The 22,343-nt window shown below is 37.4% G+C and carries 18 protein-coding genes; 16 read left to right on the top strand and 2 right to left on the bottom strand.

Annotated elements, in window-relative coordinates; genetic code table 11:
* The first annotated feature begins 226 nt into the window (after positions 1-226).
* Complete coding sequence (locus tag CYTFE_RS0110035; protein WP_027471675.1) at positions 227-991, top strand: SDR family NAD(P)-dependent oxidoreductase; 765 nt, start codon at positions 227-229, stop codon at positions 989-991.
* A 10-nt stretch (positions 992-1,001) separates the two neighbouring features.
* Positions 1,002-1,913 (top strand): helix-turn-helix domain-containing protein, encoded by a 912-nt coding sequence (locus tag CYTFE_RS0110030; RefSeq protein WP_027471674.1) that lies wholly within the window; start codon positions 1,002-1,004, stop codon positions 1,911-1,913.
* A gap of 129 nt (positions 1,914-2,042) precedes the next feature.
* Here CYTFE_RS0110030 and CYTFE_RS0110025 read toward each other — a convergent pair whose 3' ends face one another.
* Entirely contained in the window at positions 2,043-3,713 is a 1,671-nt protein-coding gene (locus CYTFE_RS0110025; protein ID WP_044212944.1) for a dipeptidase, read from the bottom strand.
* Positions 3,714-3,885: 172 nt separating this feature from the next.
* Between CYTFE_RS0110025 and CYTFE_RS0110020 the strand changes: the two genes are divergently transcribed.
* From CYTFE_RS0110020 to CYTFE_RS0109970, 10 genes are all read left to right on the top strand, one after another.
* Positions 3,886-4,449 carry a TetR/AcrR family transcriptional regulator gene (locus CYTFE_RS0110020; RefSeq protein WP_027471672.1) on the top strand — a complete coding sequence of 188 codons (564 nt, stop codon included), beginning with the start codon at positions 3,886-3,888 and terminating at the stop codon, positions 4,447-4,449.
* 169 nt (positions 4,450-4,618) lie between these two features.
* Complete coding sequence (locus CYTFE_RS0110015) at positions 4,619-6,160, top strand: ABC transporter permease/substrate-binding protein (RefSeq protein WP_044212946.1); 1,542 nt, start codon at positions 4,619-4,621, stop codon at positions 6,158-6,160.
* Positions 6,157-6,825: an ATP-binding cassette domain-containing protein gene (locus CYTFE_RS26035; protein WP_052343133.1), complete on the top strand. Its 669-nt coding sequence runs from the start codon at positions 6,157-6,159 to the stop codon at positions 6,823-6,825. The genes CYTFE_RS0110015 and CYTFE_RS26035 overlap by 4 nt, the downstream gene beginning before the upstream one ends.
* A 50-nt stretch (positions 6,826-6,875) precedes the next feature.
* The gene (locus CYTFE_RS0110005; RefSeq protein WP_027471670.1) at positions 6,876-7,985 is read left to right on the top strand and encodes a hypothetical protein; all 1,110 of its coding nucleotides are present in this window, start codon (positions 6,876-6,878) and stop codon (positions 7,983-7,985) included.
* 356 nt (positions 7,986-8,341) lie between these two features.
* Positions 8,342-9,151 carry a haloacid dehalogenase type II gene (locus CYTFE_RS0109995; RefSeq protein WP_081735963.1) on the top strand — a complete coding sequence of 270 codons (810 nt, stop codon included), beginning with the start codon at positions 8,342-8,344 and terminating at the stop codon, positions 9,149-9,151.
* A 164-nt stretch (positions 9,152-9,315) separates the two neighbouring features.
* Positions 9,316-9,594 carry a cysteine-rich small domain-containing protein gene (locus CYTFE_RS0109990; RefSeq protein WP_027471668.1) on the top strand — a complete coding sequence of 93 codons (279 nt, stop codon included), beginning with the start codon at positions 9,316-9,318 and terminating at the stop codon, positions 9,592-9,594.
* Positions 9,595-9,803: 209 nt separating this feature from the next.
* Positions 9,804-12,389 carry a WD40/YVTN/BNR-like repeat-containing protein gene (locus CYTFE_RS0109985; protein ID WP_027471667.1) on the top strand — a complete coding sequence of 862 codons (2,586 nt, stop codon included), beginning with the start codon at positions 9,804-9,806 and terminating at the stop codon, positions 12,387-12,389.
* A 52-nt stretch (positions 12,390-12,441) separates the two neighbouring features.
* Positions 12,442-14,088, top strand: a complete 1,647-nt coding sequence (locus tag CYTFE_RS26030; protein WP_044212948.1) for a right-handed parallel beta-helix repeat-containing protein — start codon at positions 12,442-12,444, stop codon at positions 14,086-14,088.
* 152 nt (positions 14,089-14,240) lie between these two features.
* Positions 14,241-15,863 (top strand): sulfatase-like hydrolase/transferase, encoded by a 1,623-nt coding sequence (locus CYTFE_RS26025; protein WP_044212950.1) that lies wholly within the window; start codon positions 14,241-14,243, stop codon positions 15,861-15,863.
* A gap of 219 nt (positions 15,864-16,082) precedes the next feature.
* Entirely contained in the window at positions 16,083-16,865 is a 783-nt protein-coding gene (locus tag CYTFE_RS0109970; protein WP_027471666.1) for a carbohydrate-binding family 9-like protein, read from the top strand.
* Between the two features lie 221 nt (positions 16,866-17,086).
* Here CYTFE_RS0109970 and CYTFE_RS0109965 read toward each other — a convergent pair whose 3' ends face one another.
* Positions 17,087-18,790, bottom strand: a complete 1,704-nt coding sequence (locus tag CYTFE_RS0109965; protein WP_044212954.1) for a M23 family metallopeptidase — start codon at positions 18,788-18,790, stop codon at positions 17,087-17,089.
* Positions 18,791-19,114: 324 nt separating this feature from the next.
* Between CYTFE_RS0109965 and CYTFE_RS0109960 the strand changes: the two genes are divergently transcribed.
* The 4 genes from CYTFE_RS0109960 (at position 19,115) to CYTFE_RS0109945 (ending at position 22,328) form a co-directional block, all read left to right on the top strand.
* Positions 19,115-19,318, top strand: a complete 204-nt coding sequence (locus tag CYTFE_RS0109960; RefSeq protein ID WP_154665647.1) for a hypothetical protein — start codon at positions 19,115-19,117, stop codon at positions 19,316-19,318.
* A 10-nt stretch (positions 19,319-19,328) separates the two neighbouring features.
* A complete protein-coding gene (locus CYTFE_RS0109955) occupies positions 19,329-19,619 on the top strand; it encodes a cell division protein ZapA (RefSeq protein WP_027471663.1) in 291 nt (96 codons plus the stop codon).
* Between the two features lie 106 nt (positions 19,620-19,725).
* On the top strand, positions 19,726-21,255 hold the full coding sequence (gene rny / locus CYTFE_RS0109950; protein WP_027471662.1) for a ribonuclease Y: 1,530 nt from the start codon (positions 19,726-19,728) through the stop codon (positions 21,253-21,255).
* 83 nt (positions 21,256-21,338) lie between these two features.
* Positions 21,339-22,328: an SDR family oxidoreductase gene (locus CYTFE_RS0109945; RefSeq protein ID WP_027471661.1), complete on the top strand. Its 990-nt coding sequence runs from the start codon at positions 21,339-21,341 to the stop codon at positions 22,326-22,328.
* Positions 22,329-22,343 lie beyond the last annotated feature (15 nt).

Below are 22,343 nucleotides of genomic sequence, written 5' to 3'. Positions count from 1 at the left end.
AAAGATAAAATTAAGATATTTCGTATATTAGGTGTATTATCTTTCATTAGGCAATGAGTTAGGTAATTATATGCCTAATTACGCATGAAAATATGAAGTGCATTGCATTGAAGTATGTAAACAATGCGGTCATTTATCCGATTTGGCTGGTATAAAGATATATTTGACTACATAACTATCGCTTATCTATTTCACCTTTGTATTTCACTTTAAAACAAAAAGAAAGATGGAAAACAAAATAAAAATTGCTTTAGTAACTGGCGGTAGTCGTGGCTTAGGGAAAAATATGGCCTTAGAATTAGCCAAAAAAGGAATTCACATAGTATTGACTTATAATAGCAACGAGGAAAAAGCTAAAGAAGTTATTGAATCCATTGAGCGTATAGGACAACAAGCTATTATGGTTAAATTAAACGTTGCTGATTTCCAAAGTTTCGAAGAGTTCTTTGGTATTGTTAAAAAGTTGATTAAATCAAAATTTGGAGTTGATAAAATTGACTACCTTATAAATAATGCAGGAATTGGTATAAACGCACTATTTGCACAAACAACCGAAGAACAATTAGATACGCTTTATAATGTTCAGTTTAAAGGCACCTATTTGTTAACGCAAAGTGCATTGTCAATTCTTAACGAAGGTGGCGGAATTGTAAATATTTCAACAGAACTTACTCGTTTTGCGTTAAACGGCTTTTCTGCTTATGCTTCTATGAAAAGTGCGATTGAAACCTTGACAAAATATCAGGCCAAAGAATTAGGTGAAAGAAAAATTCGGTCTAATGTCATTGCACCAGGAGCTATTGAAACTGATTTTGGTGGTGGCGCAGTTAGAGATAATAAAAAAATGAATAGTTTTATAGCAGCTAGTACCGCTTTAGGACGTGTTGGATTACCAGATGATATTGGAAGTGTTGTTGCATTTTTGTGTACTGATGATGCAAAATGGATAAATGCACAACGCATAGAAGTGTCTGGAGGACAAATGATTTAATTACAAAACGATGTCTATACTTCATGTAAAAAATATCACAGAATATCATAGATTAATGCAGTTGCCTAAACCGCAGCACCCTTTAATCAGTGTGATTAATTTTGCCGCTATTAAGAGAAAAGAAAATATTACGGTTTCACGATTTACGCATGGTTTTTATTCGATTGCCTTAAAACAGGTATTTAATGGAAAAATGAAATACGGGCAACAGGAATACGACTTTGACGAAGGTGTATTAGCTTTTATCGCGCCAAATCAAGTAATGCGTATTGAGGTAGAAGATGAACAAAAATTAAATCATTCGGGTTGGCTACTTCTTTTTCATCCCGATTTTCTGTGGCATACATCTCTCGCGCAAAAAATAAAGAAATATGATTTCTTTGGTTACGCATTAACCGAGGCATTGCATCTTTCAGAGGAGGAACAAAATACTTTAGCTGATTTAATGCAAAGTATTAATCAAGAATATAGTTCAAATATTGATAAATTCAGTCAAGATGTTATCATTTCGCAGTTAGAATTATTACTTACCTATTCCAGGCGTTTTTATGAACGGCAGTTTATTACACGAAAGAAATCGAATCATAGAATACTTGAGCAATTCGAAACCCTTTTAAATCATTATTTTAAAAGCAAAGATCTTCAGGAAAATGGATTGCCAACAGTTAATTATCTGTCTGCTTCATTGAACCTATCGCCCAATTACTTAAGTAGGTTATTAAAAACAGAAACGGGCAAAAGCACCCAAGAATTTATTCACGAAAAACTAATGGAATTAGCCAAAGAGAAACTATCAACTACGGAGTTAACAGTCAATGAAATTGCCTATGATTTGGGATTTGAGCATCCACAATCATTTGGAAAATTGTTCAAGAAAAAAAACAAATTGACACCTTTAGCATTTAGGAAATTATATAATTAAGAAGCATATGAAAACCACTATAGCTTATTAATTGGTATGTGAGCTGTCTGTATGGAGGTGTGAAAGGTAGAAACGGGAATTGATCCCGTTTCTTTTATCCGATTTAACCTTATGATTGTGTTTTGAGTTCTAGTGATTGCTTTTTTCTCTGGGTAATTTCTTCATTTTCAACTTGTCACCCGTTTCTTTTACTATTTTTTCGTAGAACTCTTTGCTATAACCTGGAAATTGTGCCGGGTAAGGACGTCCATGTTTATTGCGTAAAAAGACACCATTTTCTTCCTTGTGTAGGTTTCCATCGAGATATTTTACCATTAGGAATTCATCCAGCTTTTTCCATGCGTCAAAGGTAATTTTACTTTGTGCCAGAGAATATTCGGTAATGAAGGCTTTTGCTTTTTGAGGATCGAGTTTGTTGAGGTTGACAGCTGCTTGCTCAATCACTGGGGCATAGTCTTCAAATTTATCCTCTAAACCTTTCTGAACCTTTTTTATATCTTGTATCATGTGGCTATATCTGCTATATGCCTGGTTTGATACTCGATTGAATATCCAAAATGCAGATGTGGAGGAATATTCCAATAAGCTTCCATTGCCTACCGCAAAATGATGAGGTATGGCGTTAATGCCACAATAAATAGGAACATAAACAGACGTGGCAGCATCGTCTACGCCAAACCAAAGAATACCTCCAATGGCATCAGGAAGCCAGTCGCGTAGTTGTGCTACAAAAGAAAAGCCAGTTTGTTGTGTGGCAATGGCTCTTTCGTTAAAATATTCCTGATCATCTACTTTCCATGTTAATGGACGGAAACGATATGGACGGGCAAAAGATCCGGCACCGGCATCTTTGGTCATATCCAATGAGGTGCCTTCAAAGTGATCACGCATGATATTTTGAACATCGCGGTAGGAGATCTTTTTAGATGGTTTAATCCATAAAGGAAGGCGTTCGCTTGATTCTCCTTTGATATACCCTTCAAATTTGTCCATCTCCGGGTTCATTAGGCGGAATCCGGACCAAACACGAGCTTCACAAAAACGAAGCGCACCGTAATCTAAAGGTGCATAGGAGTCTGCAAAGCTGAAGTCTTTTTTCTTACCATCGAAATAACCTTGCTCTTTGGCGAAGTCAATAACATCGTCTGCATACAAGCAATTTTCTTCATCGTTCAGTGGGAAGGTGGTGATGCGTGCCTGGTTGGCATGGCCAGAAACCATCCCATTAGGAATTTTTCGGGCTACCCATACGGCACCTTTGTTTCCTGTGCCTTTGCCAATCATTTCCATAATCCATACCTCGTTTTTATCGGCAATGGAAAATGACTCTCCAGAACTGTAATAACCATATTCGGCTACCAAGTCTGTCATGATTTTGATGGCTTCACGTGCCGATCTGGATCGTTGTAATGCAATGTAAATAAGACTTCCATAGTCGATGATGCCGCTTGTGTCAACAAGCTCCTTGCGACCGCCAAAGGTGGTTTCAGCAATGGCTACCTGATTTTCGTTGATATTGCCAATGACCGTGTAGGTTTTCTTTGCTTGTTTTATTTGGCCTAAGTATTTGCCCGTATCCCATTCATATACATCCAGCATGGCATCGTCAGGCCAAGTCTGACCCGGCCAGTAATATAGCTCGCCGTATAAATCATGAGAATCGGCTGCATATGATATCATGGTAGAGTTATCGGCCGATGCGTTTTTAGTAATTAAAAAATTGGTGCATGCCATGCTTATTTGGGGAAATAGCAAGCCAATAGCCATGATCAATGAGAGTGAAACCTTTGTTTTATGCATAATTCGTATTTTAAGGTGATTGAATATACCGTGTTGTCCACAAAATTAATCTTTTTTGCGATATAGCCATATGATATTTAATGGCTAAGATTTAGAGTATGGAAGATATTTAATGGGAAAAAACTTGCAATTAACTAAGCGGCTGATTAGATTTGTGTCAAAATGGAATGATATGGCTCGAACAAAAAATTATATAGAAGAAGAGGTGATTGAAAAAGCGATGAACCTTTTCTGGCGAAACGGATATCAGACAACCTCAACGCGTATGCTGGAGAAAGAGATGGGGATTAATCAGTTTTCTATTTATTCTAGTTTTAAAAATAAAGAAGGTGTATATATAGAGAGTATTAAGTGTTATAAAAATAAGCTTAAAGAAATAACAGATAAACTTAAGCGTTCGACCAATGCAGTGGAAGGAATAAAGACGTTTTTTTATGATTTTGCGCATTTCTCGTGTCAGGATGGAACACCTAAGGGATGTTTGGTAATTAATACTTTTGCAGAGTTGGGAAAGGATGCCGATACTGACATAATACGAGAAGCACAATTGGTAGTTGATGGTATTCATAGTTTATTCAAGCATAATCTGGCATTGGATAAAAATAAGGAGGAGCATATCTTAGAAGAGCAAGCCAATTATTTAGTGGTTTCACTGATTGGAATGGGGGTAGCTTCTAAGGTGTTGGGAATGGAACAGTTGCGTGATTTTATTGAGTGTACTTTTGTGAATGTTTAGATAGAGGAATAGGTAGCTTAGGGTTTACGTTTTTGAATTTTGGGCTGTTTCAAAGTTGGGGTTCATCGTAATATAGGGTGTTTTTTACCTTTTTTTTGCGTTTTTTTATCACCATAGTTTCTCCTTCTTAGTCTACTTTTGCCATCTGTAAGTTTAATATAAACTGTTTATGGAAATTTTTGAACGAAGGGCTTATCTCATGCAATTGATATCGGAACATATTCTGATATCTTTTGGCGCCTTGACTATCACAGCACTTGTTGGAATATTAGTGGGTATCTGGGTTTTTTATTCGGCTAAATCACGCGCTTTCGTAATGCCTATTGTCAATTTCTTATACACTATACCATCTATTGCCATGTTTGGTTTGTTGATACCCTTAGTGGGTATTGGTCTTAGAAATGCGTTGATCGTTTTGGTATTGTATGGTCTGCTTCCGATGGTGAGAAATACCTTTACCGGACTTAATGAAGTTAGGACGGATATTGTGGAGGCTGCTGAGGGAATGGGGGCTACTACATATCAGATATTTAAAGGGGTTTATTTTCCTTTGGCTTTACCGTCCATATTGTCTGGATTACGTATTACGACAGTAATGCTGGTGGCGCTTACGGGATTGGCTGCTTTGATTGGAGCAGGCGGTCTTGGTCAGGCCATATTTAGAGGTCTTAATACCATGAATACGCCTATGATTGTGACAGGTTCGTTACTTATCTCCTTGTTTGCCATTTTGGGTGATCGCTTTGTGGGTGTTTTGGAGGGTAGGGTCGTTAGGATGGTTAGCCATAATGCTTCCAGAAGGTTAAAGCGCAAAGTATTCATGAATATGTTTGTTCTTCTTTTTGTGTTGCTGGCTGCTACTGTTTATCTTAATCCATTTTCTTCCTCAGGTCATCAAACGGTTACGGTGGCTTCCAAGCCAACAGGTGAGCAGTTTATTCTGGGAGAGATTATGGCGCAGTTGATTGAAGAAAATACCGACTTACAAGTGATCAGGAAGTTCGGTATCGGAGGGGGAACCACAAATATTCATCCTGCTATGATGAGTGGAGAAGTGGATATGTATGTGGAATATACGGGTACTGGATGGATGAATGTATTAAATGAGAAGCTGCCGAATGATAATCAGGTTGTGTTTGACTTGCTTAAAAGTGAGTATGAAGAAAAATTTAAGTTCAAATGGCTAGGATTGCTTGGTTTTAATAACACCTACGCACTTGCTATACCCGATAGCTTGGCCGATCAATTTAATATACGCAATAGTTCTGATTTAGCACGAAACAGTCAGTACTTTATGTTTGGAGCAGAGTTTGACTTTTTTGAACGTCCCGATGGTTACCAGGGTTTAGTGGATACCTATGGTTTTCATTTTGCTTCCATTCATGAGATGGATATTAATTTACGATACAATGCCATTGTTCAGGGGAAGGTAAATGCCATAGATGCTTTTACTACTGATGCAAAAATTGTAGCGCAAAACCTGAGAGTGTTGGATGATGATTTGAATTATTTTCCCAGTTATGAAGCGGGGGTTGTCATACGAAGTGAGATTTTGCAAGAACACCCCGAATTAGAACCTTTATTGTTGAAATTGAATGGAGAAATATCAACAGAAACGATGATGAAAATGAACTATCAGGTGGAAGTAGCACAGAAAGATCCAAAACAAGTAGCAGCGTCGTTCATTCAACAGTTAAAAAAGAAATCATGAGTCTGGAAAATATGATATATTTCAATCAGGTAAATTTTTCATACGGTTCACATCAAGTGTTGTACGATTTATCCTTTTCAGTGGATAGGGGGGAGTTTATTTGTTTGACCGGTAAAAGTGGATGTGGTAAATCTACCCTGCTACGTTTGATCAATGGTCTGTTGGATAGGCAGGATGGTGATATTCGTATATTGGGAAAGAAGATTGGTCAGTGGGAAATACATGAACTCCGCCGGAAGATGGGCTATGTTTTGCAGGAAGGAGCTCTTTTTCCTCACTTAACAGCCTACCAGAATATGTGCTATGTGATGAAACTAAATAAGGCTAGTAGTCAACAGTGTGAAAACAGAATCTCAGAATTACTGCCCTTGGTGAATCTAGAAAGAGATGTTTTAAATAAGTTTCCTGATAAATTAAGTGGAGGACAGCGTCAACGTGTTGGTATTGTAAGAGCCATCGCACATAATCCAGAGATGGTATTGATGGATGAACCATTTTCGGCTTTAGACAGCCATACGAGGAAGAGTCTACAAGATTTGGTTAAGAATATTCACCAGAAACTGAATACTACTTTTGTTATGGTGACCCATGATAAGGAAGAGGCCAACTTGTTGGCTACGAGAGTTATCCGCATGGCAGAGGGACAAATTAAAACGCTGATCTAAACCTTGTCTCTTATTCTCATTTAATATTATTTCTATTTTAATGGATGGATATGAAAAAGTTATCTATGGCATTGTTATGCCTTATTTTATTGCCATGCACCCTTGGTGCTCAAACTGTTTTGCCTAAAGATACCCTTCATATTGGCGGGGCCTTTAGATATACTTATATGAAAAATAGCTGGGATGAATCTCATAAAAAAACAGGTGGAAAAACTATTTTTGATGTACTTATTCTTAACGCAAAAGGTCAGGTGAAGGGTATTGATTTTGCTATTGAAACCCGCTATTATGCCGAATCGTTCGGTGGTTTTATGCTGCGCAATGGTTATGTGGGACTTCCCCTAACAAACAAACTGAAGCTTAAGTTGGGAATGCCCCGAACACCCTTTGGTATACTGCCCTTTACCAGTAATAGTTTTATGTTTAATGTGCAGTACTATTTGGGTTTTGAAGATGACGCCGATTTGGGTTTTCTGTTAGAGTATGGACAAGATAGCTGGGAGGCTCAATTTAGTTTTGCGAAAAACTCAGAGGATGTCTTTAGCCAGAAAAATAATCGCTACGCTTATGACTTAAGTGGTGATAATCAGGAATTGAACCAATGGACTGGTAGGTTGGTGCATCATTTAGGTGATAACGATGAATGTGAGTTTGGATTGTCCGGTCAATATGGAGGCGTCTATAATACGGTGACCAGTGATTTGGGACATAAGTGGGCGTTGGCCCTACATGGAATATGGAAAAAAAACAATTGGGACTTAAAGACAGAGATATTGTCTTATGAATTTTCCGCAAAGGATTCTATTAAGCGTAATTATATAGATATGGGTGCTTTTGCAGCTGATTATCAAGTGGCTAGTAAGGGACTTAGTTATAGTGTGGCTTTGGGCTATCAAATAAAAGTAAATCATTTGTTATTGAATGATATCAAGTTTTATAATGATTTCTCTGCATTGGAAAAATCGAGCAGTAATTTCCATGCCTCTTATATGAATGTGACAGGGTGTATGATTCATACCGGACCTATTTATATGCTGGTTGACTATGTTTTTGCTAAAAACCATGCCTGGATAGGAAATAATTATAATCAAGCGTTTTCTGAGGGGGGCGATCAAGATTGGAACCAAAGGTTTAATATTAATATGGGAATCTATTTTTAGCTTGTTCTCCCTGTGCTTTCTGACCTTATCCCTATGGTACAAGGATATGTTATTGTTGGTCAATGAGTGTTTTGGAGTCGCAGAGGTTAAAAAACATTAATTCGGCAATGGGAGGTGAACTATATTTGTTTATTACTAAGCGATTGATTAGTTTTGATGATGAATTATAGTTATATAAAACGAGTTGTTGTAATGAATTCATCCACGGGGGTATGGATTGTTTTGGCGAGTTCTATATGACCATTGAAAAGTAAATTTAAACATATGAAACTGGTATGGCCAGGGCAAATCATTAGACACATAGGTGAATGATTTAAATTTGCACTGGTTAGTGAAGTTTCGCAAAATTATAGAGTATGAAAAGAATTGTGTTGAGTGTATTTATAATAGTGTTAGGGTTCTTATGTTCGCATCCTATTTTGGCAATTGAACTTGCTGGAGGCAAGGGTCGAATAGAAAAAGAAGTTACTGTGTCATCACATCAAGCCTTGCCAACACCTAAGGTTATTATATTTGATATTAACGAAACACTCCTGGATATGGCACCGCTAAAAAAGTCGGTAGGTAAGGCTTTGAACGGAAGAGAAGATTTATTGCCTCTTTGGTTTTCGACGATGCTTCATTATTCTTTGGTTGAGACCTTATCTGGCAGCTACCATCATTTTGGAGAAATTGGTACAGCGGCACTGATGATGGTGGCCGAGACCCAGGGTATTGATATGAATTATGAGGACGCTAAGCGTTCAATTGTAACGCCTCTTCGTTCACTTCCTCCACATGCAGATGTGCTGGCAGGACTAAAGGCACTTAAAAAAGATCGATACTATATCGTTAGTTTAACTAATTCATCAGCAAAAGGTGTAGAGACTCAATTTGTAAATGCAGGCTTAACAAGTTATTTTCAAAAGCGCTATACTGTTGAGTCTATACAAAAATACAAACCCCATCCCCAAACGTATCAAATGGTTTTGGATGACTTAGATGTAAAACCAGAAGAGGTGTTGATGGTGGCTGCACATGCATGGGATTTGGCGGGCGCTAAGAATGCTGGTTTGCAGACCGCATTTATAGCGCGTCCTGGAAAAGTACTTTATCCCAATGTTGAGAGGCCTGATTATGTAGTCAATAATTTATTGGAGTTGGTGGACTTATTGCAGCAAAAGTAAAAACGAAGGATTAAGTGTACTGTGAATAATTCTCTTACATACAGGTAAATGGTGAAGGAGGTGAGTTTTAAGTGGCCTTTGTAAATGAAATTTAATCGCATAATAAATACTGACTTTGTAAATTATGCTTAGTTTTGTCTGCTCAAAATAAAAATATACAATCCATGCGTTTTAAATTCAAAACTGAAAATTACAAGTTTAATCAACACAAAAAGTGCGAGTTTTTTCCTTGCCATAAAACCAATAATGAAGCGGAATTTAATTGTCTGTTTTGTTATTGTCCCTTATATATGTTAAAGGATAAGTGCGGAGGCAATTTTAAGTATACCAATAATGTGAAGGATTGTAGCGACTGTTTGATACCACATTCGAAAGGTGCTTATGAACATGTAATGAGCAAGATGAGTATGGTGATTAAAATTGGGAGCGAAAAAGAAGAATAAGACTTTATCATTGTAACAGATATTAATTGTTGATATTATAAAAAGATCGAATAAGGGGGGCAAATAGCGCATTGTTTCATTTGTCTAGTTTTTGTATATCTCACAATTATGGTTAATCATTTTAAAGAATTTATATTCGTTTAAGAGTTGTATTTAGCTTGCAGATAAGCGGTAAATACGCATGTGAAACGAGAAGTAAATTTTTTAAAATGGTGTTAATAAGATGGATTATTCTAATATGTGCACTGCTAGGTATGCATATTGATGGTCAAAAGCTAGATTATAGTAAAAGGGCCTTTTTTGAACAGATGAAGCGGGAGCGGATGCAATCGGATCAGTCGGTTGTGTGGAAAAATTTCGGGCCCGGGATGTCTGGATATAATGAAGAGTTTTGGTGTCATCCAACGGATACGAATGTTATGTTTATGGGGCCTGATATGCATGTATCCTATGGCACATGGGATAATGGGAAATCGTGGCATACTATTAAAGATTGTGATGGCGATGGAAAAGATTTGGAACGGGTGCATGATATTGTTTTTTCCAGACAAAATCCTGATTTTGGATTAGCATTAGAGCGTAGAGGTAAGATCTTTGAAACAAAAGACAGGGGGAGAACATGGAAACTAGTTTATACGATCCCCGGAGCTGAAAAGTCGAGCTATAATGCGCATACCAAAATGGCTATCCATCCAACCAATGATGATATTTGGTTTGTGGGTGCTGGAGATTTTTGGAATGTGAAACAAAATCACCGCTCCAAGGAGTTTATTCATGGAAAAAAACAAGCAAGAGCGCGTTATGGATATATACTTAAGACAACCGACCATGGTAAGACATGGAAAAAGGTAGCTGATCATATTTCTAAAGATCTGGATGTGGGGCGGATTATTATTAATCCGCTTAAAACCAAGCAAATGTATATTGCTACGAATAATGGGTTTTTTATAAGTAATGACGAGGGCGAAACATGGAAGTCAAGTGGAAAAGGATTGCCCAATAATTTGCCAAGAGACTTGACATCGTACTACAACCCTAAAACAAAAGAGTTTATTCTTTATCTGGTTGAACAAACCGTATATGAACCCAAGGGCAAAAGTATTGATACCAAAGGAGGTGTTTATAAAAGTGTTAATGGAGGTAAGAGCTGGCAAAATATTACAGGAAACCTTGGCGTTAATTTTAATAAGATAAATGATAAATCACATCGAGCCAATTATCATAGGGTTCTTAGCTATTGGTTTGGGGTTCGCTCAAGAGAGGTCTATCCAGAATTTCCAGAAAATACTTATTCCATATTCAATAGGATTGTTGTGAATCCCTTAAATAAGAACGAAGTTTATCTGGTGGCTAATCAACGGCATGATATGAGTTTTGGTCCTGGTGATGCGTGGAAGACTGAAGATGGAGGTGAAACGTGGAAGATTTGTGCGCGTTCAGGAAGCTATTGGTTACAGGAAATTGACAGGGATTATTGGGCCAGTAAAGGCATTGAAACTGGTGCGAATGTCGAATTTGCGCACGTGGCAAAAGCTAATGCTGAACAAAATGAGGTGCGATTTGGGAATAGAATGTTAGCAATCAATGCAAAAGGTGAAGTGTTTATCGGTGTTCAGCAGCAAACCCAACGATCAAATGATGGTGGTAAGACATGGAAACAGGTAGATGATGTTGAAACAGCACCAGGAAGTAATGCCTGGGTTGGCCGTGGTGATAGCAATTTGCCAGGGCGTTTTATGTTATTGGAAACGGGGATAAAAGATCGTTATCTTTTTTGTAGTGGTGAACATGGCTTGTGGGAGACAGCTCCTTTGGGTAATTATCCGGATAAAGATGCTGTTGCTGTGAAACAGATTGAGGGTCAGGTGAATGATTATGGTGGTCGCCATGGCTTACATTCGGCTTCAACGGTAGCTGTTCATCCCAATGATCCTAATATAATATATACAATTGGTTGGCGACAAGAACACCGTGGTAAAATGCGGCGATCTAAGGACGGAGGTAAATCGTGGGAAAATATTTCTACTATTTTTGAAGGGAAAAATAAGTCATACCAAGGTATAGCTCCTCAATATTCATTATTGATTGATCCTGTAAATCCTGATAATATGTATTTCTGTGCTATTCGACATGCAGTGCAGGAAGTAGGTCTTTCTCCCAAAGAAAGTGTGATGTCCAAAGGTAAATATGGTGTTTATCGTTCAAATGATGGTGGTTATAGCTGGAAGTTAAGCAATCAAGGACTACCAAAATTAGGAAGTGTTCGTCGATTAACGATGGACCCTTCAAATCCGAAAGTTTTATATGCTTCTCTCAATCAAAGAAGTCCGCAGCATGTGGGAGGTCTGTATTTGTCGGAGGATGGTGCTTTAACGTGGACAAAGATGAAGATACCAGCAACGATATCATCGGTGAATAATTTATTTATTGATAGGAATACTAAGTGTATGTATATGTCAACCGGAGCTGGCTTTAGTGCTGATGAGGCAGGAGGAGTATGGAAAAGTGCAGATAGTGGTGTTAGCTGGGTGAGAATATTTGAAGCACCCAATGTATGGCAGACGGAAGTTTCTATTCTAAATGCAAATCTTATATTGGTGAATGTGCCTTATCATAAGAATTTAAAAAATCCAGGTTTGTATTTATCTCAGAATGGTGGCGAAAGCTGGAGGAAAATAAATAGAGGGATTGGGCAACCGGATAAAATGACCGATATAAAATGTGATCCTTATGATGAAAATATCATATGGTGTGCTGGATGGGGAAGTGGTTGGTTTAAAGCTATTATTAAGTAAGTTTGTTGCCCAAAGAGTGGAAAGAGTAGTATTAAGTTAAAAAGAATTACTGATGATTGTCAAAAGTGTATTTATTACCATGGCTGTAGTCTGCTTCAGCTTTAAGGGATTTGCAACGAACTATTATTTTAGTTCAGAAACAGCAGGCCATCGTGATATGGGAACAATGCAAGATCCTTTTAAAAGTTTAGATAAAATAGCTGCATTGAATTTGATGGCTGGTGATAAAGTGTTACTTAAGAGAGGGGATGTTTTTCATGGGTCGGCAGAATTGGTTGGTTTGGTGGGTAAGAGAAAAAGGCCAATTGTTATGGCTGCATATGGCGAAGGAGATGAAAAACCCATCATTGATGCTCATGGCTTTTTGAATGGGATATTAATAAAAGATTGCAGTTATGTTAAGATAAAGGGTATAGAGATTACGGCCAATGGTGGTGGAGTGGTTAATTATGACCCGAAGAAAAGCTATATGCGCTGCGGTGTCTTAGTAACAACAAGTAAAGAGGGAATTTATCCGGGAATTACTTTTGATAATTTGTATGTGAGAGATGTGTTTTTTGAAGAACCTGGGTTTGAAAGAGGAGCTGGTGAGATATTGACGGGCAATGGTACCCAAAATTATGGTTGGGGCATTCGTGTAATCAACCAGTTAAAAGGTGCGATTCTTAAAGATCTTCGTATTGAGAATTGTTGTGTGGAAAATGTGGCCCATTCAGGTATTCGGTTTACCGGAAAGCATGTGCTGAGTCAAGGAATGTATAAGAATATTCAAGATGTAAAAGTGTATCATAATAAGGTCTTGTATGCAGGTGGACCGGCTTTGCAAGCGTCAGTGGTCGAAAATATTGAGTTTAAAGGAAATCAGACCAACCATTCCGGAAGTCCCGATGATTCCCGAAAATGGGGTCGAGGAAGTGGGTTGTGGGTTTGGGGCTGTTTGAATGCCATGATTCAGTATAATAGCTTTAGAAATGCCAATGGTCCAGGGGATTCTGCTGGATGTCATATTGATTTTAATAATAAAAACGTGCTTATTCAATATAATTTGAGTGAAAATAATGTGGGTGGTTTTATTGAGATACTAGGTAATAACCATAATTGTACGTATCGTTATAATGTGAGTATTAATGATGGCTCACGTCTTAAAATTAAGGGTGAAACACTCGGTGCCGGCACGATGATAGGAGTGAATGGGTTTGTGGGTAATGGAAAAAAGCCCGTGGGTCCCTTTAATATATACATATATAATAACACGATTTTTGCGAAGGAATCACTCCACCCAGAAGTGGGATTTAATAAAAAGACAGAAGGTATTCTGATAGCGAATAATATATTTTGCTTAAAAGGATATGCGTCTTATGATGAAAGAAAACAGTTTTTGCCTTCTAGTGGTCCTATTTCTCGTGTTGTTTTTAAAAATAATATTTACCTCAAAACAGATAATTGGCCTGATAAAGGGCATGTGATGATCACTGATGAGGCACCCGTTTATGGAAATCCTCAGTTTGTTAATGAAGGAGGTCTTGATATCAAGGATTATATTCCTCAAAATGTTGGATTAATTAAAAATAAAGGGATGGAAATAAGCCTTATACCTGGTGATACCATTGGCTTATTGGGTGGTTTTCGTGTTAAGAATGATATTGTGGGTAATAGAATCAAAGGACTGCCCGATATGGGTGCCTTTGAAGTGCAATAACTGCTCGTGTTGCGTGTTTGTATAACGATTGTATAGGAGAATAATCGTTGAGCTATTTTAAAACTACCCTTTTAAACCATCGAAAACCAATCGCTTAGTTTGGCCTGTCCATATTATTTTTGAGATAAAGTAAACTTTAAAATTTTTGTATAATGTTTAGAGCAATTTTATTCTCATTCATAGTGAGTGTCAGTTTATCCGGTTTCTCCAAATCGAATTTAAAAAAGCCAAATATTGTAGTTGTTTTTGCTGATGATATTAGTGCCCGTGAAATACCTGTGTATGGTTCGTCTGTTTGGAGTAAACCTCCGCAGGGAGGTAATAGCTCTGATGAAAGATATAGAGCCAGGACTCCGGTGTTGGACAAGTTAGCCAACACCGGAGTTTGGATAAAAACAGCATGGGCATCTACTGTATGTATGCCGAGTCGGGCTATGATGATGACCGGAAGGTATGGTCATGTGCATAAATGGTGGAACAACAAGGATAAGGGAATATGGGTGAATGGAGATGGTAAAAAAGAAAGCTGGCCCATCTATGAAAGTTCACCTTATACCAATGCTTTTGTAGCTAAGGCAGGCGGTTATGCTACATTATGGGCCGGTAAAACACAGATGGGGGGTGTTGATCAGTTTGGGTTTGATGAGGGAGTATTTACTCCGGGTGTTCATGATAAAGAAAATCCATATACCGATTTTAAAATATTAATGACGAAAAAAGATGGTAAAAAAGTACTGCTGAATACAGATACGGGTGATGAAGTGGATTATTATCAGCAGTTTGGTTGGTATTGGCAACCTCATGTAGAATTGATGAATCATCCAAGTTGTAAAACAAAATTTGAAATTTGGCCTAATACGCCGGCCGCAAAGGCTTCTTACGGATTGCATACCTATGGTCCAGATGTGGAGTTGGAATTTGTATTTGATTTTATGGAACGTAAACATAAAGAAGGTAAACCATTTTTTGTTTATCATACTACACATCTTGGACATGATGGTTGGGATTTTTTTAGTGCTGATACCCAAAAAAGTACACGCCAAAAATGGCCGGGTACACCTAAAATACAATGGAAAAATGGGCGATATTACCGAACTGAACCTAAAATTACTGGAGATAAAGGGAAATACAATACGCATGGAACGGTTACTGAAGGCGGTATTCATCACCATATTAATTATTTAGATTATCAAATGTGGCAATATCTGGAAAAATTTAAAGTGCTTGGAATAGAAGATAATACCATATTGATATTTTGTGCCGACAATGGAACCAGTGGCTATGGAAAAAATAGTCCGGTCAGTCAAAAAGGAGTGCATGTGCCTCTTATTATTTATGCCCCATGTTTGAAGATGACTAAAAGTGGAGAGCAAGATATACTTGTCAATATTGCAGATATACTTCCTACGATCGCAGATCTTGCAGGGGTTGATATTCCTACTGATTATGAGATAAATGGGCAGAGTCTGATACCTTTTCTCACTACCCGTGGAGAGGAGCATCGTTCATGGATTTATTCATATCATAAAGAAATGCAGTTGATAAGAGGTGAGAATGTAATGATTGATGGAAAAGGGAAAATTTATAATGTGTCGGATTACCCTGAGGATTTAATTAGTTTTCCTGTTATTGATGATTGGAGCACTGTTCCTGAAGAATATAATCAAGAGTATCGCGATTTATTAAAAATACTGCCAAAATTTGATTTACACGATATTGCGCATGATGCACCCGAAGGTGGTATAGGTAAAGTAGCACCTTTGATAGTGAGGTAAGGGTGTGTTCAATGTGTGGATACTTCATTTTTTAGTGCTTAGTAAAGTACTTGCTTTGAAGATTTCATAGCGGTATTTGTAAGCGAGCTAGGAAGGCGTTGAAAATGGAAACTTCTACTTTCTTTATGGTGCCATAAATGGAAATAATAGATGATAAAGTTGCTTTTGTGACTTGTTCTTTATAGAATTGGATTCCATAAATTTTAAACCTGAAAAATAATGAATTTTACATTGAGAAGACTACTTGTTATAGGATGCATCATACTTTTGGTATCAGCTTATACTGATGCTCAAGATTTCTTGGGAAGCAAAAAAGATCCTGTAAAAGTTTTAAAAGCTACATCTTCCATGGTGATAGATGGCAAGGCTGATGAAGCTTCTTGGAAGATGGCAAAAGCTTATTCTTTTGATTATTTTAAAAATGTTGAAAAACCTAGTGATAAACAAACGACCTCTTTCAAGATTCTATGGGATGAGGATTATATCTACTTGTCGTATGTGTGTGAGGACGAGTTTATTACTGCTCGAATGAAGGATCGGGATGGCTGGACTTTTGTAGATGATTGTGCTGAGATATTTTTAATTCCATCATCAGAAAAGGTAAATATGCATTTTGGTTTTGAATTGAATTTATATACAACAGCCAATGATTTTGTTTTTATGAATGATATGCATAAAGAAGGTAATTTTGTAGTTAAGTCGTATAATCCGGAATATGAGGTGGCTGTGCATATAGACGGAACGATCAATGATAATTCAGATATGGATAAGGGGTGGTCTATGGAGATGGCTATTCCCTACAGTGCTTTTCATATGGTGGGGCCTGTTACACCTCTTGAAGAAGGTGCAATATGGGCTTTTATGGCTATTCGTCAGGATAGAAATGAAGAGGAAGGACAACGGGTTACTGCCTCCACGATTTTCCCACTCAAAGGTAAGGCCAAAGATGTTCATGATCCTAAAAACTTTGGTTTTTTGCAGTTTGTGAAAGCCAGCAAGTAAGCGAATGAATTTTATCTGTTTGTGAGATGAGAAATTAATACGGTTTTTCAGGGAGTGAGTTTTATGTAATTCGGATTATTATAAACTGCCCCCTTTTATAAGTAAAGCGGGCAGTCTTTGATTTGGTGTATTTCTGAATAGTCGTTATAGATAATCTACGAATAGGTCAGCTTAGTACGAATGTTTCTGTTTTGGGGAGGAAGGGATTGTTTGTCCATTATTTAGTTTCCAGTGGTGAAATAACTTTCTAAGGTTTTTTCGTTTCCGCAATTATCGGTAATTATTAATTCGAAATTGTATTGTTTGCCTTTTTCTACAGGTGCCTTTGATAGAGGACAAGTTAACCTGTTGGTTTTGGCATCGTATTCACAAAGCGTCCATTTTTTATTCAACAAACATTCGTAAGACGCTATGCCTGAGAAATCGTCATGAATTTTAAATGATAATTTTGAATGAAGGGGAAATACCCTTCCTCGTATATTCTGTTGTGCTCTTATGGTTGGAGGAATGGAATCAATGGCGAATGTGTACTTTCCAAAACTTCTGGTGGCCAGATGAATGCTGTCGTTGTTAATTTTACCTCCTGCATAATTTGCTTTGTTTGAATGCTGTATTGTGGCTAAACATACCTTGTTGCCCATCTCTTTGAGTGAGTCTGGAATCAGAATTGATATATTCATATAGGTATGGAGTGGAGTATACGGATCCCCAATTTCATAAAATAGTTTGTTTGCAGGTCCTCTTTTTTTGCTTAGTTGAATGATTGCATCTTCATATAGGGCTCCTTGCGGAATAAGGCATTGTATACCCTCATTTTTTAGTATGTGGGCTGTCGTGTACGATAATTTGGAGCCAACTACAGTTGGTGTGTTTGGCGTTTTTCCTTTTAGTAGCTTGAATTTTAAATAGGCAAGATTGTTGGCGGCATCGAAAGCACTAATCTGTACGGTCTTTAAAGTATCCATCAGGATGATGCCATTGTTATGCATCTCACCGTATATTCTTAATTGATTACCGGGTTGGCGAAAACACCTTTCAAAGCGCTTTCCATATTTTGCTTTGTATGCATAGTCGATATGACTGTTGATGTATCTTGATTCGTCAAAAGAGAAGCGATTCAGTTCCCAACTATAATAAACCAGGTTGTTAACTTTCATGTTGAGTTTATATAGCCCGCATTTGTTCCACGAACCCGACATGTAATCCAACATTTCAATGCCGAGGCCTATTTTACCGGATGCATATATTGTCGGATTGCCCTTTAAATGATAGGCGCCATCATAAAAGACAACCGGGTAATTTTTTGCAGAAGGGCTTCCGTTAATGGAACTTTTGTTATCCAAGGGATATAACCTGATGTTCATTATTTTGGGTCGAACATCATCTTTTATCTTATTTTGAAAAAAGAAAGGGTTCATTGGCTCTTCTGTTTCTGTATCACGGATTTCGTAATGTAAATGCGGACCACCAGAACTACCTGAATTGCCGGAATATCCTATGATTTCTCCTTTCTTAATTTCTATTTCCGTTGAAGGAAAGAAGTCAATGGCGAATGATTTTATCTTATACTGTTCGGCGGTGATTACTGAATCTATTTTGGGAGCGTAGTTTCTTAGGTGTCCGTACACAGTTGTATATCCGTTGGGATGTTTTATATATACCGCATTCCCATATCCCACGGGAGAAACTTTAATGCGTGATACCGTGCCTTTTTCCATGCTTTTAACTGGGACGCCCATTTTTCCATGGGTAGATAAATCTATTCCCGAATGAAAATGGTTTGTCCTTAATTCTGCAAAAGAACCACTTACACTGGGTGTAATGTCCATCGGAAATAGAAATGTTTCCCTTGGTACTTGTTGGGAATAAATAGTAGAAGTAATTAATGTTAAAATAATTATATGTAAATTTAAAAGCTTTATCATATCTATTGATGTATGTATTTTGGGTTTTATAAAACAACTTAGTGCCAAATCTGTTTAGCTAATGTGTGTAATGATCATGACCAATAAAAAAAATGAATATACTTTTTTTGTATGGTAAAACATTAATTTTTAGTTCATCACTTTAATTACTTAAACAGATAATGAAAAGAAAGTAAGCCTTTGTTTTTATTTTTTAATTGCAATGTTAACTTTGTATGGCATTTTTTTGTAAATATGGGGAACGAAAATATAGAAATAGTACACAATTTACAAGATAAAATATCACGGTTGGTTGAACGTTACAGAAGTGTTAAATCAGAAAATATGATTTTAAAGTCACAAAACGATCAGCTTACCACACAATTAGAAGAATCGGTTCGAGAAATGACCGATTTAAAAGAAAAATACAATACATTGAAATTTTCTAGAACGATTGATGCGAAAGGTGAAGACGTTCACTTGGCTAAGATCAGGATTAACCAAATGGTGCGGGAAATTGATAAATGCATTGCTCTTTTAAACAGATAATTAGTTGCCAGTGGATGATAAACTTTCAATACGTGTAAATGTAGCCGACAGGTTTTATCCTTTAAGGATAGATCGTGCCGAGGAAGAGCGTATCAGGAAAGCAGCTAAAATGATCAACGATAAAGTATTACAATATAAACAACACTATTCAGATAAAGATCATCAGGATTTTTTAGGAATGGCTGCTTTACAGTTTGTAAATAAACTGCTTGAGTTGGAAGAGAAAAGAGATGTGTCACCTATTATTGAAAAAGCTATGGAGCTGGATCAGTATTTGAGTGATGTGCTTGAAAGAGAGTAAAATAGACTATATATATCAATAATATCCGCATTGTTTTTACATTTAGGTATTGGTTACCTTTAATGTGATGGCGATTGCGGTTTTGTTTTATTTAATAACGATTGAAATGGAGATAGAGATTGGAATTGTAGCCCTGCTGGTGGGAGCCCTGGGTACATGGCTAGTATATGGTAAAATATTAAAATCACAAAGCCACAAAATATTGCGTGAAGCCGAAAATAAGGCAGAAGTAATTAAAAAAGATAAAATTTTACAAGCCAAAGAAAAGTTTTTGCAGTTAAAAAGTGATCATGAAAAAGAGATCAATAGCAGGAACAATAAAATTTTATCGGCAGAAAATAAATTAAAGCAGCGTGAATCTGTTTTTGCTCAAAAACAAGAGGAATTAGCTCGTAAGCGTAAAGAAACAGAAGTTATCCGCGAGAACCTCGAAAGCCAATTAGAGATTGTAGAAAAGAAATCAGAGGCACTGGATCGTCAACAGAAACAACATGTTGAACAGTTGGAAGCTATTTCTGGATTAACGGCTGAAGAAGCCAAAAACCAACTGATTGAATCGTTGAAAGCTGAAGCCAAAACAGAGGCTATGTCTTATATCAACGATATTATGGATGAGGCTAAAATTAATGCCAATAAAGAATCCAAGAGAATTGTATTACAAACCATACAACGTGTTGCAACTGAGAATGCCATTGAAAATTCAGTAACCATTTTCCATATTGATTCTGATGAAATTAAAGGAAGAATCATCGGTCGTGAAGGTAGAAATATTCGTGCATTAGAGGCGGCCACTGGAGTGGAAATTATTGTGGATGATACCCCTGAAGCCATTGTTTTGAGTGCTTTTGATCCTATGCGACGCGAGATTGCTCGATTGGCTTTGCACCAGCTGGTAACCGATGGAAGAATTCACCCTGCACGTATCGAAGAGATTGTTAATAAAGTACGTAAACAGGTAGAGGAAGAAATTATTGAAACAGGTAAGCGAACTACCATTGATTTAGGTATTCATGGATTGCATCCTGAATTGATTAAACTTGTAGGTAAAATGAAATATCGTTCTTCTTACGGTCAAAATTTACTACAGCACTCCCGCGAAACAGCTAACTTGTGTGCTGTTATGGCTAGTGAGTTGGGCTTGAATCCTAAGAAAGCAAAAAGAGCAGGACTGTTGCACGATATAGGTAAGGTGTCTGATGAGGAGCCAGAATTGCCACATGCTATTTTGGGTATGAAATTGGCAGAAAAATATAAAGAGAAACCAGATATTTGTAATGCGATTGGTGCTCACCATGATGAAATTGAAATGACTACCATGATGGCACCTATTATTCAGGTTTGTGATGCTATCTCCGGAGCCCGCCCAGGTGCCCGTCGTGAAGTGGTGGATTCTTATATCAAGCGATTGAAAGACTTGGAAAGTCTCGCCTTAAATTACCCAGGTGTGTTAAAAACATATGCTATTCAGGCTGGTAGAGAATTGCGTGTGATTGTAGGTAGTGAAAAGGTAAGTGATAAAGATGCGGAAACACTCTCTTACGAAATTGCCAAGAAAATTCAAACAGAGATGACTTATCCAGGACAGGTTAAAATTACCGTGATTCGTGAAACAAGAGCGATTAATTACGCTAAATAATAGTGTGTTGGTCATAAATAATTAGTGAAGGTGATGAAAGATTCCTAATTTGGGGCTTGTATCTATACCTACGTAATAATTTTATGGAATCTATTTTAGAGAATAAAAAAGTTTTAGTTACAGGTGGAGCCGGTTTTATCGGCTCTAACCTTATAGAAAGGTTACTAAAGCAAAATAACAATGTGGTTTGCTTGGATAATTTCTCCACAGGAAAACGGATAAACGTCGAACCTTTCCTCAAAAATTCATCTTTTAAATTGGTGGAAGGCGATATCCGTAATCGGGAAGATTGTGATAAAGCTGTTGATGGTTGCGATGTGGTGCTTCATCAGGCGGCATTGGGATCTGTTCCTAGGTCCATTAATGACCCCAAAACGACCAATGACGTTAATATCTCCGGCTTTGTAAATGTGGTCCTCGCCGCAAGAGATGCAGGTATTAAACGGGTGGTGTATGCCGCTAGCTCTTCAACCTATGGCGATAGTGAATCATTGCCCAAAGAAGAGGATGTGATAGGTCGACCTTTGTCTCCTTATGCAGTGACTAAGTTTGTCAATGAGTTGTATGCGGATGTATTTGGTAAATTGTATGGATTAGAACTGATTGGACTGCGGTATTTCAATGTTTTTGGAAGGCGTCAGGATCCAGATGGAGCTTATGCTGCGGTGATTCCTAAATTTGTGAAAGCCTTGATTAACCACGAGTCTCCAACGATTAATGGCGATGGTTCCTTTTCACGGGATTTTACTTTTATAGATAACGTTGTGCAGGCTAATCAACTGGCTGCTGTAGTTAATAATAAGGCAGCTGTAAATACTGTTTACAATGTTGCCTTTGGTGAACGAACATCATTGAATGAGCTCATTGAATATCTGAAAGAGTATTTGTCGCCATATGATTCCAGTATTAAAGATGTGCAAATTATTTACGGACCGGAAAGGGTGGGGGATGTTCCTCACTCGCTAGCTTCTATTAAAAAGGCCAATCAACTATTGGATTATCGTCCTCAGTATAGCGTAAAAGAAGGATTGCGTGAAGCAATTGATTGGTACTGGCATTTTCTTTCGAAATAAATATAAATATCAAAT

Source organism: Saccharicrinis fermentans DSM 9555 = JCM 21142 (assembly GCF_000517085.1).
Taxonomy (GTDB): Bacteria; Bacteroidota; Bacteroidia; order Bacteroidales; family Marinilabiliaceae; genus Saccharicrinis; species Saccharicrinis fermentans.
Note: the sequence above shows the minus strand (reverse complement) of the source record. Positions and strands in the feature narration are given on the sequence as shown.